The sequence below is a fragment of the Pseudomonas sp. 9_2_1 genome (genome assembly GCF_059295275.1).
On the sequence record NZ_CM181239.1, the window covers coordinates 660,824 to 677,337 of the forward strand.

The following is a 16,514-nucleotide window of genomic DNA, read 5'->3' on the forward strand; positions in this document are numbered from 1 at the left end:
TGCCACGCAGGTAAGGTCAATAGCCCAGGCTGGCTCGCTTCAACTCCAGGCCATAGTGCCCCATTGCGATGCGGTATTTGTTGATCTGGCCCGCCTGCAGGTTCAAGTGCGTGCTGCGCTGGTCCTCGATACCCGCTTTGCATCCCGGCATCTGCCCTGGCAGCAGGCGCAGGCGCACATCCACTGGGCCCGGTGGCAGGTTGAACGAGGTGGACTGCTCCTGGAACACCCGGCCGGAGAGCTGGTCGTTGAGGTACACGCCGATTTCACAACTGCTGGCCACTTCCAGGCGCTCGCGGGAAATGATCAGCACGCTGTAGTCCGAGTTGCCTTCGGCGCTAGCCGGTGGCACCGCAGCCAGCGCGCTCAACAGCCCGACAACGCCCAATGCTGCCCTGAACATGAAAAATCTCCTGATTGCATGACATCCAAAGGCGCAGCTTGGCCGACGCGGGCGCGGATTTCCACCCCAGGTGTCGCATGGCAGGCCTTGACCTTGCCCCGATGGCAAGCTTGAGACTGCCGGAAACCATCAAGGAGGTAACCCCATGCAAGTGTTCAATGTACAAGGCATGACCTGTGGCCATTGCGTGAAGGCCGTGACCCGAGCGGTGCAGGCGCAGGATGGTGCGGCCGAGGTCGAGGTCGACCTGGCGGCCAGGCAGGTGCGGGTACAGAGTGAGTTGGCACAGGAGCAAATTCTTGTGGCCATTCGTGATGAGGGCTATCAGGCCGAAGTGGCCTGAACCATTGCCTGAGGGAGCGGGGCGCAGCCGCCCTCGGGTTTGTTGCAAATGTTTTCAGACTGATGGGGTCCACAGCAGGTAGAATCAGCCACTTGCTTAGCCTGCTATGGATTCCTGATGAACCTGCGAATGGTGCTCATCCTGGGCGCACTCAGTGCGTTCGGGCCCTTGGCGATCGACTTCTACCTGCCTGCCTTCCCGGCCATGGCGCAGGCGTTCGCCACCGACGAAAAACACGTTCAGGCCACCTTGGCCGCCTATTTCCTCGGCTTGTCCATCGGGCAGTTGGCCTACGGCCCGGTGGCGGACCGTTTTGGTCGGCGCAAGCCGCTGATGTTCGGCGTGACCTTGTTCACCCTGGCTTCACTGGCGTGCGCCTACGCCCCCAACCTCGACACCCTGGTGCTGGCGCGGTTCGTCCAGGCGCTGGGCGGTTGCGCCGGCATGGTGCTGTCGCGGGCCATCGTCAGCGACAAGTGCGACCCTGTGGCTTCGGCCAAGGTCTTTTCGCAACTGATGCTGGTCATGGGCCTGGCGCCGATCCTGGCGCCGATGCTGGGTGGGGTTCTTGTGAACCTGGCCGGCTGGCAGTCGATCTTCCTGGCCTTGAGCCTGTTCAGTGCCGGCTGCCTGCTGGCGGTCAGCCTGGGTCTGCCAGAAAGCCTGCCTGCGGACATGCCGCGTCAGCCACTGTCGGGTGCCTTGAGCCAGTACCTGCGTCTGCTCGCCGACCGGGTTTTCCTCGGGCATGCCTTGACCGGCGGTATCGCCATTGCCGGTATGTTCGCCTATATCGCCGGCTCGCCTTTCGTGTTCATCAAGCTTTACGACGTGCCAGCCGAGCACTACGGCTGGCTGTTCGGCACCAATGCCGCCGGTTTTATCCTGGTGGCGCAGGTGAACGCGCGCATGCTGGCCAAACGTGGGCCGGCGTTCCTGCTGGCGCGCGCAGTGTGGATGTACCTGGCTGCGGGCCTGGCGCTGCTGGGCGTGGCAGCACTGCAACCGGCACAGCTATGGCCACTGCTGGTGCCGCTGTTCCTCTGCATCGCCAGCCTGGGCTGCATCATCCCCAATGCTTCAGCCTGCGCCATGAGCGGGCAGGGCGCGCGGGCTGGCAGCGCCTCGGCACTGATGGGCTGCCTGCAGTTCAGCGTGGCCGCGGGTGCGGCGGCGCTGGTCGGGCTGCTGCATGATGGCAGTGCGGTGCCGATGGCGCTGGTGATCAGCTTGTGCGGGGCACTGGCGGTCAGTGTCGCGCTGCTGACCCGGCGTTTGCAGGCCAGGCGTCCCGCATGAGCGGGTGAGGTGCCTGCAAGCGGGTTTCCAGCGTGGCCACGAAAGCACGCGCTTCGGCCTCGCTACGGAAACTCACCACGTGTTGATCGAGCTGCACCTGCCAAGGGCAGGCGGGGTTGCGGCTCGAGGTGCTGACGACAATTTTCATCGTGGCATACCTCCTGAAGGGGGGAGCGGATCAAGTGTAGCGCTGTGCCCCCTGCCTGCCATGACCTTCATCAGTGTCCTGACTGACGGTCGCCGGAAGCCTTTTTTGCGCCGCGTTTGCTGCTTGCCCCTCTCTGCCTGCGAGTAGCTGGAACCTTTCGCTTTATATTGCGCTATTTGCGGAAGTTGCTTGTCGGCCGCTTCCGAAGTTGCGTTCGGTGTTTTCTCCTCAGCACGTCCCTGTCCCTCTGCGCTGGCCCGCAGGGCTGCCTGTTCACGCGGTTTTGGCAAGGTCCTGCAATGCGCTGTCCGGAATGCAATGGGTAGGCATACCCAGTGGCTTTTCGGCGAGTCTGTTCCCGAACCGGTCTGCCGGAATGCTGTTTGCTGCGGCTTATACTGGCGAACCAGGCCAGTGCCAGCGAGAGGTGCTTCCCTGCCAGGGGTTGGCCATCGCATCCACTCAGTGAACTTGCAGGGAGTTACAGGGACATGAACGCAGCCAGCAGTATCAGCCAGATCGCCAGCCTGATGGCCGACCCCAAGCGCAGTGCCATGTTGTGGGCACTGATCGATGGCACGCCACGGCTGGCCAATGAGCTTGCAGTAATGACCGGCCTGACTTCGTCGTCGGCCTGCGCTCATCTATCGTTGCTGTCGTCGGCGGGTCTGCTCAGGCATGAAGCAAGGGGCCGCAAGCGCTACTTCCGCCTGGCAACCCCGCAGGTCGGGGCGGCAGTAGAGGCCCTGGCCAGCGTGCAGCTTGAAAGCGCCAGGGGGGAACGGCCCAAAGCGCCGGTATCACCGTTGCCCATGTCGATGCGCCGGGCACGCCGTTGTGGTGATCACCTGGGCGGAGAGCTGGCGGGTGAGTTGTACCATCGCCTGGTGGTGGCCGGTTGGCTGGAAGGCAGCGGTCGTCAGTTGATGGTAAGTGACGAGGGGCGGGCGCAGCTTGCTCAGGTGGGGGTGTACATCGACGCCTTGGCGCCGCATCAGCAACGTGGTTGCGTGATTTGCCGCTGCACCGAGTGGAACGACCAGGGGCCGCATCTGGGCGGGGTGCTGGGCCAGGCTCTGTTCAGGTTGTTCCTGCAGTCTGGCTGGATGCGTGAGGCCGAGGACACGCGGGCATTGCATATCACGGCGGTGGGTATCCAGCAGATCAACTGCATAGCCCGCGTGACGACGCTGCAGCTCGGTTGACCGCAACGTCGCCGTTTCGAATCAGACCAGTCTGGCGTCCAGGCTGTTCTGGGCCAGGCGGCGCGCCTGGTCTTCGGTCATGCCCAGGTGGGTGTGCAGGGCGTGGAAGTTTTCCGTGACGTAGCCGCCGAAATAGGCCGGGTCGTCCGAGTTGACCGTCACCTTCACGCCGCGTTCGAGCATGTCGAGGATGTTGTGCTGGCTCATGTGGTCGAACACGCAGAGCTTGATGTTGGACAGCGGGCAGACCGTGAGCGGGATCTGCTCGTCGATGATGCGCTGCATCAGGCGCTCGTCCTCGATAGCGCGCACGCCGTGGTCGATACGCTTGATCTTCAGCAGGTCCAGGGCCTCCCAGATGTATTCGGGCGGGCCTTCTTCGCCAGCATGCGCAACGGCGACGAAGCCCTCGCTGCGGGCGCGGTCGAATACGCGCTGGAACTTGCTTGGCGGGTGGCCCATTTCCGAGCTGTCCAGGCCAACGGCGATGAACGCATCGCGGAACGGCAGGGCCTGGTCGAGGGTCTTGTGCGCTTCATCTTCGCTGAGGTGGCGCAGGAAGCTGAGGATCAGGCCACTGCTGATGCCCAGTTGCTGGCGGCCATCCTTTAGCGCCTGGTTGATGCCGTTGAGCACCACCTCGAAGGGGATGCCGCGGTCGGTGTGGGTTTGCGGGTCGAAGAACGGCTCGGTGTGGATCACGTTCTGGGCCTTGCAGCGTTGCAGGTAGGCCCAGGTCAGGTCGTAGAAGTCCTGCTCGGTGCGCAGCACGTCGGCGCCCTGGTAATACAGGTCGAGGAATTCCTGCAGGTTGTTGAAGGCATAAGCGCCCCGCAAGGTCTCCACATCGTCCCAGGGCAGGGCGATCTTGTTGCGCTCGGCCAGGGCGAACAGCAGCTCGGGCTCCAGGGAGCCTTCCAGGTGCAAGTGCAGTTCGGCCTTGGGCAGGGCGTTCAACCAGTCATACATAGTGGGTCATCTCGATCAGGTACTGTTGCCGCCATTCTACAGGGGCTGGCCGGGCAATGCGCCCGACCAGGCTGCGACCGGATGAATCACCAGGCATTACCAGATCAAGGGTTCGCCTTTGTAGTTGATGAAGCGCAACCCGCCGTTACCACTTTGCGCCTTGATCTGTTCGAGCATGCCGCGGGTACTGGTCGGTACGTCGATCTCGGCGTTTTCGCCGCCCATGGCGGTCTTTACCCAACCCGGGTGCATGGCCAGGACGCACAGGTCGGGCCGCTGCTGTTCGACGACGAAGCTGTTGATCATCGAGTTCAGTGCCGCCTTGCTGGCCTTGTACAGGCAGATTTCGCCGCCGTCGGGGATGGTCACGCTACCCAGGATCGAGCTCATGAAGGCCAGCACCCCGCTGTCTTTGCGTACCTGGCCGACAAAGCGGCGGGCCACGCGGATCGGCGCCACGGCGTTGGTCATGAACAGGTCGCTGATGTCGCTGTTCTGAACGCGCTCGAGGTCTTGCGGCAGGGGGCCCATGACGCCAGCGTTGACGAACACCAGGTCGAACACCTGGCCTTTCAGGCGTTGCTGCAGGGCATCAAGCTGGGCTGTATCGTTCATTTCCAGCTGTTCGATATGCACGTCGGGCACATCCTTCAGGGCACCGGGCTGCAGCGGGTTGCGTACGGTGGCGGTGATGTTCCAGCCGTCTTCTTGCAGGCGTTGCACCAGGCCCAGGCCCAGCCCGCGGGAGGCACCGATGATCAGTGCGTTTTTTTCGTCAGCCATGTGAGCGCTCCTTGGTGTTTTGCAGAAGGGGGTAGTGAGGATAGTGCAGGGCGGAGCCTGTCTCAGGGATAAATGGTTAAAAAATGTTCAGCCCCGGCAAGCCTTGTATTGCCGGGCGGTTGGCCTGTTGGCGCACGGGTTATCCACAGGCTGGTCCACAGTTATTGTGTGCAAGACAGAAAACGCCTGCGTCGCTACAAGCGCGATTGAATTGGGGATAACTTGAAACTATTCAGCAGTTTGCGGCTGTCATCAAAAAGTGATCAAAATATGATCAAAGCCTTGCAGGCCTTGTGGACGTAAGCGTACAGCAGAGTGCCCCAAGCTTATCCACAGGCAGGCCCACAGCTGCTGTGGGCAATATTCAGCGCGCTTCGAGCAAGATGCGCCCGCGGCTGAGGTCAGCCAGTTGCTGTTGCAGCGGCGCAAGGTGGGCTTCGCCTACGGCGATGAGCATGTCCACGCCATTGGCCGTGAACTGCTCATCCAGTACCAGGCCGTCAACCTCTGCCAGGCGCAACTTCACCAGTGCCAGCTCGCTGAAACTGCAGCTGCAGGCAAACTCGCTGCGTTGCACCAGCAGCCGCTTGGGCGCCTGCTGCAGGCATTTGTTGGCGCCGCCGCCATAGGCCCTGGCCAGGCCGCCGGTGCCCAGCTGGATACCGCCGTACCAGCGAATCACCAGCACCACTACCTGATCGCAGTCCTGTGCTTCGATGGCCGCCAGGATCGGCCGACCTGCGGTGCCGCCGGGCTCACCATCATCGCTGCTGCGGTACTGCGCGCCGAGTTTCCAGGCCCAGCAATTGTGAGTGGCTGCCAGGTCGCTGTGACGTTCGATGAAACTCATCGCCTCGGCGGCGCTGCTGATCGGCCCGGCGAGGGTGATGAAGCGGCTTTTACGGATTTCCTCGCGGTATTCGCAGAGGTCGAGCAGGGTAGAGGGCATAAATGATGGTCAGGCAGCCGGCTTGATGCCGCAGCCCTTCAGGATAATGTGGATAAGATTGTTGCTCGCGTCTTCCATGTCCTGTTTGGTCAGGCGGCTGCGGCCGGTAACCTGGCAGATCTGGGTGGCGAAGTCGGCATAATGCTGGGTGCTGCCCCACAGCAGGAAGATAAGATGTACCGGGTCGACCGGGTCCATCTTGCCCGCTTCCATCCAGGCCTGGAACACCGCAGCCCGGCCGCGGAACCATTCGCGGTAGTCAGCACTGAAATATTCGGTCAGGCAGGTGCCGCCGCTGATCACTTCCATGGCGAAAATCCGCGAGGCTTGCGGGTTGCGCCGCGAAAACTCCATCTTGGTGCGGATGTACTGGCTCAGGGCTTCACCCGGGTCGTCCTCCACGCTCAGGGCGTTGAAGGTGCTGTCCCACAATTCGATGATGTTGCTGAGCACCGCGATATAAAGGCCCAGCTTGTTGGTGAAGTAGTAGTGCAGGTTGGCCTTGGGCAACCCCGCCTTGAGGGCGATGGTGTTCATGCTGGTGCCCTTGAAGCCATGGCGGGCAAATTCGTCTTCGGCGGCCTGGATGATCGCCTGTTCGTTCTTCTGGCGGATGCGGCCGGCGGGCTTGCCCGAGGCGGAGAGGCGATGCGCAGGGACTTCTAGGGTCATGGACGATTCCGTACGGGTCAGTGGCTGCGGCAGTCGGACAAGATTACCTGCCTGTGACGAACTGACAAGCATTTGCGGCAGGTACTGGCATCAGCGTGTCGCAGCCAGGCTTTCGAGGAAGCTTTCCAGCACCAGGTTCGGCCGTCGGCCCTTGCGGGTGACCCAGCTGAGGCTCAGGTCATAGAAGCGTTGCTGGGGTTTCAGGGCACGCAAGCGCCCTTGCTGCACCCAGAACGAGGCGTAGTGGTCTGGCAGGTAGCCGATGTAGCGCCCGGTGAGGATGAGAAACGCCATACCCTCGCGGTCCGACGCGCTGGCCGTGCAGTTCAGCGCCTGATAATGCGCCTGGATGTCGGCCGGCAGGCGAAAGGTGGGCGTGATGGCTTCCTGGCTGTTGAGGCGCTCGTCGTCGATCTGCTGGTCTTCGGCATAGAACAGCGGGTGGCCGACGGCGCAGTACAGCAGCGAGCGTTCGCTATACAACGGTTGGTACTCAAGCCCCGACAGCGGGCTGGTCTGGGGTACGACCCCGACATGCAGGCTGCCGTCGAGCACGCCGTGTTCGACCTGGCTCGGGGCAATCATGCGGATCTGGATGCGCACATCGGGGCCGCGGTCCTTCAGCTCGGCCAGGGCATGGGTGATGCGCATGTGCGGCAGGGTAACCAGGTTGTCGGTCAGGCCAATGTTCAACTCACCACGCAAATGCTGATGCAGGCCGTTGACCTCGGTGCGGAAGCTTTCCAGGGCACTGAGCAGTTGCAGGGCCGAATGGTAGACCTCGCGGCCCTCCTCGGTCAGCGAGAAGCCGGCCCGGCCGCGTTGACACAGGCGCAGGCCGAGGCGTTGCTCAAGGTCATTCATCTGCTGGCTGATGGCCGAACGGCCGATGCCCAGTACGTTCTCGGCTGCCGAGAAACCGCCGCACTCCACTACGCTGCGGTAAATCTTCAGCAGGCGGATGTCGAAATCGCTGACTTGGGCGAGTGGATCGGGGCGTCGGCTCATTAGTTTAGTCACGACCTGTCTGAAGATTAGAAATGTAGGCTTTTCCCGACTTTATCGTCGTGCCAATTTAGCTGCAACAACATACATCGTTGCCTAATCGTCTTTCGAGGAACCGCCGATGAACATGCCCGAAACCGCAACCGTCGGTATCGCCAGCCAGCTCAAGCTGGATGCGCACTGGATGCCCTACACCGCCAACCGCAACTTCCACCGTGATCCACGCCTGATCGTGGCGGCCGAAGGCAATTACCTGGTCGATGACCAGGGGCGCAAGATTTTCGATGCCTTGTCTGGCTTGTGGACCTGCGGCGCCGGGCATACCCGCAAGGAAATCACCGAAGCGGTTACTCGCCAGCTGAGCACGCTGGACTACTCCCCAGCGTTCCAGTTCGGCCATCCGCTGTCGTTCCAGCTGGCGGAAAAGATTGCCGACCTGGTGCCGGGCGATCTGAACCACGTCTTCTATACCAACTCCGGTTCCGAGTGCGCCGACACTGCGCTGAAGATGGTGCGCGCCTACTGGCGCCTCAAAGGCCAGGCGAGCAAGACCAAGATTATCGGCCGTGCCCGTGGCTACCATGGCGTGAACATTGCCGGTACCAGCCTGGGTGGCGTCAACGGTAACCGCAAGATGTTTGGCCAGTTGCTCGATGTCGATCACCTGCCTCACACCGTACTGCCGGTGAACGCCTTCTCCAAGGGCATGCCGGAAGAGGGCGGTATTGCCCTGGCGGACGAAATGCTCAAGCTGATCGAGCTGCACGATGCCTCCAACATCGCGGCGGTGATCGTTGAGCCGCTGGCCGGCTCGGCCGGTGTACTGCCGCCGCCGAAGGGTTACCTGAAGCGCCTGCGTGAAATATGCACCCAGCACAACATCCTGCTGATCTTCGACGAAGTGATCACCGGCTTCGGCCGCATGGGTGCGATGACCGGCGCCGAAGCCTTCGGCGTGACCCCGGACCTGATGTGCATTGCCAAGCAGGTAACCAACGGTGCCATCCCCATGGGCGCGGTGATTGCCAGCAGCGAGATCTACCAGACCTTCATGAACCAGCCGACGCCGGAATACGCCGTAGAATTCCCGCATGGATACACCTATTCGGCACACCCGGTAGCCTGCGCCGCCGGCATCGCTGCGCTGGACCTGCTGCAGAAGGAAAACCTGGTGCAGTCCGCCGCCGAGCTGGCGCCGCACTTCGAGAAGCTGCTGCACGGCGTGAAGGGCACCAAGAACGTTGTTGATATCCGTAACTACGGCTTGGCCGGCGCCATTCAGATCGCCGCCCGTGACGGTGATGCCATTGTCCGCCCGTACGAAGTGGCGATGAAATTGTGGAAGGCAGGCTTCTATGTGCGCTTCGGTGGCGACACCCTGCAGTTCGGCCCGACGTTCAACACCACGCCGCAGCAACTGGATCGCCTGTTCGACGCCGTTGGCGAAAACCTGAACCTGATCGACTGATCTATCCGATTTTGATGCCAGGCGCGCGCACGTATTCCGCGCCTGCATTTACCTTCTTTATCTGGAGTTTTGCATGAGCATTGTTCAGCACCTGATCCATGGCGAGCTGGTTACCAAGGGTGAGCGCACCGCCGATGTCTTCAACCCGTCCACTGGCCAGGCCGTTCGCAAGGTCGAGCTGGCCAGCCGCGCGACCGTGCAGGAAGCGATCGACTCGGCCAAGGCCGCCTTCCCGGCCTGGCGCAATACCCCGCCGGCCAAGCGCGCCCAGGTGATGTTCCGCTTCAAGCAACTGTTGGAGCAGAACGAAGCACGTATCTCGCAGATGATCAGCGAAGAGCACGGCAAGACTTTGGAAGACGCCGCAGGTGAACTGAAGCGTGGCATCGAGAACGTAGAGTTTGCCTGTGCCGCGCCTGAAGTACTGAAAGGCGAGTACAGCCGCAACGTCGGCCCGAACATCGACGCCTGGTCCGACTTCCAGCCGCTGGGCGTGGTTGCCGGCATCACCCCGTTCAACTTCCCGGCCATGGTGCCGCTGTGGATGTACCCACTGGCCATCGCTTGCGGTAACGCTTTTATCCTCAAGCCTTCAGAGCGTGATCCGAGCTCGACGCTGTTCATTGCCCAGCTGCTGCTGGAAGCCGGTTTGCCGAAGGGCATTCTCAACGTGGTGCACGGCGATAAGGAAGCCGTGGATGCGCTGATCGAAGCGCCAGAGGTGAAAGCGCTGAGTTTCGTCGGATCGACCCCGATTGCCGAATACATCTATGCTGAAGGCACCAAGCGCGGCAAGCGCGTGCAGGCGCTGGGTGGTGCCAAGAACCATGCGGTGCTGATGCCGGATGCCGACCTGGACAACGCCGTCAGCGCACTGATGGGCGCAGCCTATGGTTCGTGCGGCGAGCGTTGCATGGCCATTTCGGTGGCGGTGTGTGTGGGCGACCAGGTGGCCGATGCCCTGATTGCCAAGCTGGAGCCGCAGATCAAGGCACTGAAGATTGGTGCCGGTACCTCGTGCGGTCTGGACATGGGCCCGCTGGTCACCGCTGCTGCCCGGGACAAGGTCGTCGGTTACATCGATGACGGTGTTGCTGCTGGCGCGAAGCTGGTGGTGGACGGCCGTGGCTTCCGTGTGACCGGTAATGAAGATGGCTATTTTGTTGGTGGCACCCTGTTCGACAAGGTGACCCCGGAGATGCGCATCTATAAAGAAGAGATCTTCGGCCCGGTGCTGTGCGTGGTGCGGGTGAACAGCCTGGAGCAGGCCATGCAGTTGATCAATGATCACGAGTATGGCAACGGCACATGCATCTTCACCCGTGACGGTGAGGCCGCGCGTCTGTTCTGTGACGAGATTGAAGTGGGCATGGTGGGTGTCAACGTACCGCTTCCGGTGCCGGTGGCTTATCACAGCTTTGGTGGGTGGAAGCGTTCGTTGTTTGGTGACCTGCATGCTTATGGGCCGGATGGGGTGCGGTTCTATACCCGTCGCAAGGCTATTACCCAGCGTTGGCCGCAGCGGGCTAGTCATGAGGCGTCGCAGTTTGCGTTTCCTAGCCTTTAAGGCGGGTAACTGAAGCGGGGAGGCCGATAGGCCTCCTCGCTTTGTTTTGGGGTTTTGGGGTTTTGGATTTTGGGTCTGGTATTGCTGTGCTGTGCTGATGGTCGTCAGGGCGGCGCTCGATCTCGCAGGCGCCGAAAGGGTTGTGGCAGGCACTTTGTCGGCCTTGATACGGTCTTTGCCCCTATATTTCACTTTCTTGAAATTAAAGGTTGACGCCCTCTCGAATCCCCTTATAATGCGCCCCACTTCCAGCGACAACGGAACGACAAACTCCTTGATATTCAACGAGTTAGGTAGTTCAGAAGATGCTGTAAGGGCTTCGATCGAAAGATCGGCAGCGGTGATAAAGGCAGTTGACAGCGGATTTAAACGCTGTATTATTCGCCTCCCGCTACGAGAGATCGCAGCGAGCCAAGTGTTTGAAGCTAAACGAGTTTCTCGGAAAAAACTTCAAAATAAACGCTTGACAGGCTCTGAGGAAAGCGTAGAATGCGCGCCTCGGTTGAGACGAAAAGCTCTTAACCAAACGCTCTTTAACAAATTGAATCAAGCAATTCGTGTGGGTGCTTGTGAGTACGGACTGATAGTCAGAAAGATTATCAGCATCACAAGTGGCCATGCGAGAAATCACATAGTCATTTGAGATTGCTGAGCCAAGTTTAGGGTTTCTTAAAAACCCAAGCAGTATTGAACTGAAGAGTTTGATCATGGCTCAGATTGAACGCTGGCGGCAGGCCTAACACATGCAAGTCGAGCGGATGACGGGAGCTTGCTCCTGGATTCAGCGGCGGACGGGTGAGTAATGCCTAGGAATCTGCCTGGTAGTGGGGGACAACGTTTCGAAAGGAACGCTAATACCGCATACGTCCTACGGGAGAAAGCAGGGGACCTTCGGGCCTTGCGCTATCAGATGAGCCTAGGTCGGATTAGCTAGTTGGTGGGGTAATGGCTCACCAAGGCGACGATCCGTAACTGGTCTGAGAGGATGATCAGTCACACTGGAACTGAGACACGGTCCAGACTCCTACGGGAGGCAGCAGTGGGGAATATTGGACAATGGGCGAAAGCCTGATCCAGCCATGCCGCGTGTGTGAAGAAGGTCTTCGGATTGTAAAGCACTTTAAGTTGGGAGGAAGGGCAGTAAGCGAATACCTTGCTGTTTTGACGTTACCGACAGAATAAGCACCGGCTAACTCTGTGCCAGCAGCCGCGGTAATACAGAGGGTGCAAGCGTTAATCGGAATTACTGGGCGTAAAGCGCGCGTAGGTGGTTTGTTAAGTTGGATGTGAAAGCCCCGGGCTCAACCTGGGAACTGCATCCAAAACTGGCAAGCTAGAGTACGGTAGAGGGTGGTGGAATTTCCTGTGTAGCGGTGAAATGCGTAGATATAGGAAGGAACACCAGTGGCGAAGGCGACCACCTGGACTGATACTGACACTGAGGTGCGAAAGCGTGGGGAGCAAACAGGATTAGATACCCTGGTAGTCCACGCCGTAAACGATGTCAACTAGCCGTTGGAATCCTTGAGATTTTAGTGGCGCAGCTAACGCATTAAGTTGACCGCCTGGGGAGTACGGCCGCAAGGTTAAAACTCAAATGAATTGACGGGGGCCCGCACAAGCGGTGGAGCATGTGGTTTAATTCGAAGCAACGCGAAGAACCTTACCAGGCCTTGACATGCAGAGAACTTTCCAGAGATGGATTGGTGCCTTCGGGAACTCTGACACAGGTGCTGCATGGCTGTCGTCAGCTCGTGTCGTGAGATGTTGGGTTAAGTCCCGTAACGAGCGCAACCCTTGTCCTTAGTTACCAGCACGTTATGGTGGGCACTCTAAGGAGACTGCCGGTGACAAACCGGAGGAAGGTGGGGATGACGTCAAGTCATCATGGCCCTTACGGCCTGGGCTACACACGTGCTACAATGGTCGGTACAGAGGGTTGCCAAGCCGCGAGGTGGAGCTAATCTCACAAAACCGATCGTAGTCCGGATCGCAGTCTGCAACTCGACTGCGTGAAGTCGGAATCGCTAGTAATCGCGAATCAGAATGTCGCGGTGAATACGTTCCCGGGCCTTGTACACACCGCCCGTCACACCATGGGAGTGGGTTGCACCAGAAGTAGCTAGTCTAACCTTCGGGAGGACGGTTACCACGGTGTGATTCATGACTGGGGTGAAGTCGTAACAAGGTAGCCGTAGGGGAACCTGCGGCTGGATCACCTCCTTAATCGACGACATCAGCCTGCTGATGAGCACCCACACGAATTGCTTGATTCATTGTCGAAGGCGATCGAGGCCCTTGCCGGTCTCTCGTTGTTCCTGATCAGAACTCAGAAATGAACATTCGTGACTGAATGCTGATTTCTGACTTTTGTCAGATCGTTCTTTAAAAATTCGGATATGTGATAGAAATAGACTGAACACCAGTTTCACTGCTGGTGGATCAGGCTAAGGTAAAATTTGTGAGTTCTGCTCGAAAGAGCGACGTGCGAATTTTCGGCGAATGTCGTCTTCACAGTATAACCAGATTGCTTGGGGTTATATGGTCAAGTGAAGAAGCGCATACGGTGGATGCCTTGGCAGTCAGAGGCGATGAAAGACGTGGTAGCCTGCGATAAGCTTTGGGGAGTCGGCAAACAGACTGTGATCCAGAGATCTCTGAATGGGGGAACCCACTCAGCATAAGCTGAGTATCTTGTACTGAATACATAGGTGCAAGAGGCGAACCAGGGGAACTGAAACATCTAAGTACCCTGAGGAATAGAAATCAACCGAGATTCCCTTAGTAGTGGCGAGCGAACGGGGACCAGCCCTTAAGTTGGTTTGAGATTAGTGGAACGCTCTGGAAAGTGCGGCCATAGTGGGTGATAGCCCCGTACACGAAAATCTCTTATCAATGAAATCGAGTAGGACGGAGCACGAGAAACTTTGTCTGAATATGGGGGGACCATCCTCCAAGGCTAAATACTACTGACTGACCGATAGTGAACCAGTACCGTGAGGGAAAGGCGAAAAGAACCCCGGAGAGGGGAGTGAAATAGATCCTGAAACCGTATGCGTACAAGCAGTGGGAGCCTACTTGTTAGGTGACTGCGTACCTTTTGTATAATGGGTCAGCGACTTATATTCAGTGGCGAGCTTAACCGAATAGGGGAGGCGTAGCGAAAGCGAGTCTTAATAGGGCGTTTAGTCGCTGGGTATAGACCCGAAACCGGGCGATCTATCCATGGGCAGGTTGAAGGTTAGGTAACACTGACTGGAGGACCGAACCGACTACCGTTGAAAAGTTAGCGGATGACCTGTGGATCGGAGTGAAAGGCTAATCAAGCTCGGAGATAGCTGGTTCTCCTCGAAAGCTATTTAGGTAGCGCCTCATGTATCACTGTAGGGGGTAGAGCACTGTTTCGGCTAGGGGGTCATCCCGACTTACCAAACCGATGCAAACTCCGAATACCTACAAGTGCCGAGCATGGGAGACACACGGCGGGTGCTAACGTCCGTCGTGAAAAGGGAAACAACCCAGACCGTCAGCTAAGGTCCCAAAGTCATGGTTAAGTGGGAAACGATGTGGGAAGGCTTAGACAGCTAGGAGGTTGGCTTAGAAGCAGCCACCCTTTAAAGAAAGCGTAATAGCTCACTAGTCGAGTCGGCCTGCGCGGAAGATGTAACGGGGCTCAAACCATGCACCGAAGCTACGGGTATCATCTTATGATGATGCGGTAGAGGAGCGTTCTGTAAGCCTGTGAAGGTGAGTTGAGAAGCTTGCTGGAGGTATCAGAAGTGCGAATGCTGACATGAGTAACGACAATGCGAGTGAAAAACTCGCACGCCGAAAGACCAAGGTTTCCTGCGCAACGTTAATCGACGCAGGGTTAGTCGGTCCCTAAGGCGAGGCTGAAAAGCGTAGTCGATGGAAAACAGGTTAATATTCCTGTACTTCCAGTTATTGCGATGGAGGGACGGAGAAGGTTAGGCCAGCCTGGCGTTGGTTGTCCAGGTTTAAGGTGGTAGGCTGAAATCTTAGGCAAATCCGGGATTTCAAGGCCGAGAGCTGATGACGAGTTGCCTTTAGGCGACGAAGTGGTTGATACCATGCTTCCAAGAAAAGCTCCTAAGCTTCAGATAACTGGGAACCGTACCCCAAACCGACACAGGTGGTTAGGTAGAGAATACCAAGGCGCTTGAGAGAACTCGGGTGAAGGAACTAGGCAAAATGGCACCGTAACTTCGGGAGAAGGTGCGCCGGCGAGGGTCAAGGACTTGCTCCGTAAGCCCATGCCGGTCGAAGATACCAGGCCGCTGCGACTGTTTATTAAAAACACAGCACTCTGCAAACACGAAAGTGGACGTATAGGGTGTGACGCCTGCCCGGTGCCGGAAGGTTAATTGATGGGGTTAGCGCAAGCGAAGCTCTTGATCGAAGCCCCGGTAAACGGCGGCCGTAACTATAACGGTCCTAAGGTAGCGAAATTCCTTGTCGGGTAAGTTCCGACCTGCACGAATGGCGTAACGATGGCGGCGCTGTCTCCACCCGAGACTCAGTGAAATTGAAATCGCTGTGAAGATGCAGTGTATCCGCGGCTAGACGGAAAGACCCCGTGAACCTTTACTATAGCTTTGCACTGGACTTTGAATTTGCTTGTGTAGGATAGGTGGGAGGCTTTGAAGTGGGGACGCCAGTTCTCATGGAGCCATCCTTGAAATACCACCCTGGCAACTTTGAGGTTCTAACTCAGGTCCGTTATCCGGATCGAGGACAGTGTATGGTGGGTAGTTTGACTGGGGCGGTCTCCTCCCAAAGAGTAACGGAGGAGTACGAAGGTGCGCTCAGACCGGTCGGAAATCGGTCGTAGAGTATAAAGGCAAAAGCGCGCTTGACTGCGAGACACACACGTCGAGCAGGTACGAAAGTAGGTCTTAGTGATCCGGTGGTTCTGTATGGAAGGGCCATCGCTCAACGGATAAAAGGTACTCCGGGGATAACAGGCTGATACCGCCCAAGAGTTCATATCGACGGCGGTGTTTGGCACCTCGATGTCGGCTCATCACATCCTGGGGCTGAAGCCGGTCCCAAGGGTATGGCTGTTCGCCATTTAAAGTGGTACGCGAGCTGGGTTTAGAACGTCGTGAGACAGTTCGGTCCCTATCTGCCGTGGACGTTTGAGATTTGAGAGGGGCTGCTCCTAGTACGAGAGGACCGGAGTGGACGAACCTCTGGTGTTCCGGTTGTCACGCCAGTGGCATTGCCGGGTAGCTATGTTCGGAAGAGATAACCGCTGAAAGCATCTAAGCGGGAAACTTGCCTCAAGATGAGATCTCACTGGGATCCAGAATCCCCTGAAGGGCCGTCGAAGACTACGACGTTGATAGGTTGGGTGTGTAAGCGCTGTGAGGCGTTGAGCTAACCAATACTAATTGCCCGTGAGGCTTGACCATATAACACCCAAGCAATTTGCTCATGCAGATTGCGGTGGTGAAGATGACACGAACCGAAAGTTCGCACTGTTCACAAAGCATCACAACTATCACATATCCGAATTCGCTGGGCTGTCCATCTGGACATTCTGGCTACAGAATTTCTTGACGACCATAGAGCATTGGAACCACCTGATCCCATCCCGAACTCAGTAGTGAAACGATGCATCGCCGATGGTAGTGTGGGGTCTCCCCATGTGAGAGTAGGTCATCGTCAAGATTCATTTCG

The 16,514-nt window shown here is 58.3% G+C and carries 12 protein-coding genes and 3 rRNA genes; 8 read left to right on the forward strand and 7 right to left on the reverse strand.

Annotation, left to right across the window (positions count from 1 at the left end; genetic code table 11):
- Positions 1-16: 16 nt before the first annotated feature.
- Complete coding sequence (locus AC5O5I_RS02920; protein ID WP_494512049.1) at positions 17-403, reverse strand: hypothetical protein; 387 nt, start codon at positions 401-403, stop codon at positions 17-19.
- Positions 404-548: 145 nt separating this feature from the next.
- Between AC5O5I_RS02920 and AC5O5I_RS02925 the strand changes: the two genes are divergently transcribed.
- The gene (locus AC5O5I_RS02925; protein WP_172227950.1) at positions 549-746 is read left to right on the forward strand and encodes a heavy-metal-associated domain-containing protein; all 198 of its coding nucleotides are present in this window, start codon (positions 549-551) and stop codon (positions 744-746) included.
- A 117-nt stretch (positions 747-863) separates the two neighbouring features.
- Positions 864-2,045, forward strand: a complete 1,182-nt coding sequence (locus tag AC5O5I_RS02930; RefSeq protein WP_172227952.1) for a multidrug effflux MFS transporter — start codon at positions 864-866, stop codon at positions 2,043-2,045.
- Here the strand turns inward: AC5O5I_RS02930 and AC5O5I_RS02935 are convergent.
- Positions 1,996-2,193, reverse strand: a complete 198-nt coding sequence (locus AC5O5I_RS02935) for a hypothetical protein (RefSeq protein ID WP_256676265.1) — start codon at positions 2,191-2,193, stop codon at positions 1,996-1,998. The genes AC5O5I_RS02930 and AC5O5I_RS02935 overlap by 50 nt on opposite strands.
- 491 nt (positions 2,194-2,684) lie before the next feature.
- Here AC5O5I_RS02935 and AC5O5I_RS02940 point away from each other — a divergent pair, with 491 nt between their 5' ends.
- A complete protein-coding gene (locus AC5O5I_RS02940; protein WP_172285722.1) occupies positions 2,685-3,398 on the forward strand; it encodes an ArsR/SmtB family transcription factor in 714 nt (237 codons plus the stop codon).
- 21 nt (positions 3,399-3,419) lie between these two features.
- Here AC5O5I_RS02940 and AC5O5I_RS02945 read toward each other — a convergent pair whose 3' ends face one another.
- The 5 genes from AC5O5I_RS02945 to AC5O5I_RS02965 form a co-directional block, all read right to left on the reverse strand.
- On the reverse strand, positions 3,420-4,367 hold the full coding sequence (locus AC5O5I_RS02945; RefSeq protein ID WP_494512050.1) for an adenosine deaminase: 948 nt from the start codon (positions 4,365-4,367) through the stop codon (positions 3,420-3,422).
- A gap of 96 nt (positions 4,368-4,463) precedes the next feature.
- A complete protein-coding gene (locus AC5O5I_RS02950) occupies positions 4,464-5,150 on the reverse strand; it encodes an SDR family oxidoreductase (RefSeq protein ID WP_172230654.1) in 687 nt (228 codons plus the stop codon).
- A 364-nt stretch (positions 5,151-5,514) separates the two neighbouring features.
- Complete coding sequence (locus AC5O5I_RS02955; protein WP_172230657.1) at positions 5,515-6,099, reverse strand: IMPACT family protein; 585 nt, start codon at positions 6,097-6,099, stop codon at positions 5,515-5,517.
- 9 nt (positions 6,100-6,108) lie between these two features.
- Positions 6,109-6,771, reverse strand: a complete 663-nt coding sequence (locus AC5O5I_RS02960) for a TetR/AcrR family transcriptional regulator (protein WP_172230660.1) — start codon at positions 6,769-6,771, stop codon at positions 6,109-6,111.
- 90 nt (positions 6,772-6,861) lie between these two features.
- The gene (locus AC5O5I_RS02965) at positions 6,862-7,779 is read right to left on the reverse strand and encodes a LysR family transcriptional regulator (RefSeq protein ID WP_172230663.1); all 918 of its coding nucleotides are present in this window, start codon (positions 7,777-7,779) and stop codon (positions 6,862-6,864) included.
- A gap of 118 nt (positions 7,780-7,897) precedes the next feature.
- Here AC5O5I_RS02965 and aptA point away from each other — a divergent pair, with 118 nt between their 5' ends.
- The 5 genes from aptA (at position 7,898) to rrf (ending at position 16,505) form a co-directional block, all read left to right on the forward strand.
- Positions 7,898-9,244 (forward strand): omega-aminotransferase AptA, encoded by a 1,347-nt coding sequence (gene aptA / locus AC5O5I_RS02970; RefSeq protein WP_494512051.1) that lies wholly within the window; start codon positions 7,898-7,900, stop codon positions 9,242-9,244.
- A gap of 73 nt (positions 9,245-9,317) precedes the next feature.
- The gene (locus tag AC5O5I_RS02975) at positions 9,318-10,811 is read left to right on the forward strand and encodes a CoA-acylating methylmalonate-semialdehyde dehydrogenase (protein ID WP_172232977.1); all 1,494 of its coding nucleotides are present in this window, start codon (positions 9,318-9,320) and stop codon (positions 10,809-10,811) included.
- 689 nt (positions 10,812-11,500) lie between these two features.
- Positions 11,501-13,037 (forward strand): 16S ribosomal RNA (locus tag AC5O5I_RS02980).
- A gap of 317 nt (positions 13,038-13,354) precedes the next feature.
- A 23S ribosomal RNA gene (locus AC5O5I_RS02985) occupies positions 13,355-16,246 on the forward strand.
- Positions 16,247-16,389: 143 nt separating this feature from the next.
- Positions 16,390-16,505: ribosomal RNA gene (rrf, locus tag AC5O5I_RS02990) — 5S ribosomal RNA — on the forward strand.
- Together the 16S, 23S and 5S rRNA genes form the textbook arrangement of a ribosomal RNA operon.
- Positions 16,506-16,514 lie beyond the last annotated feature (9 nt).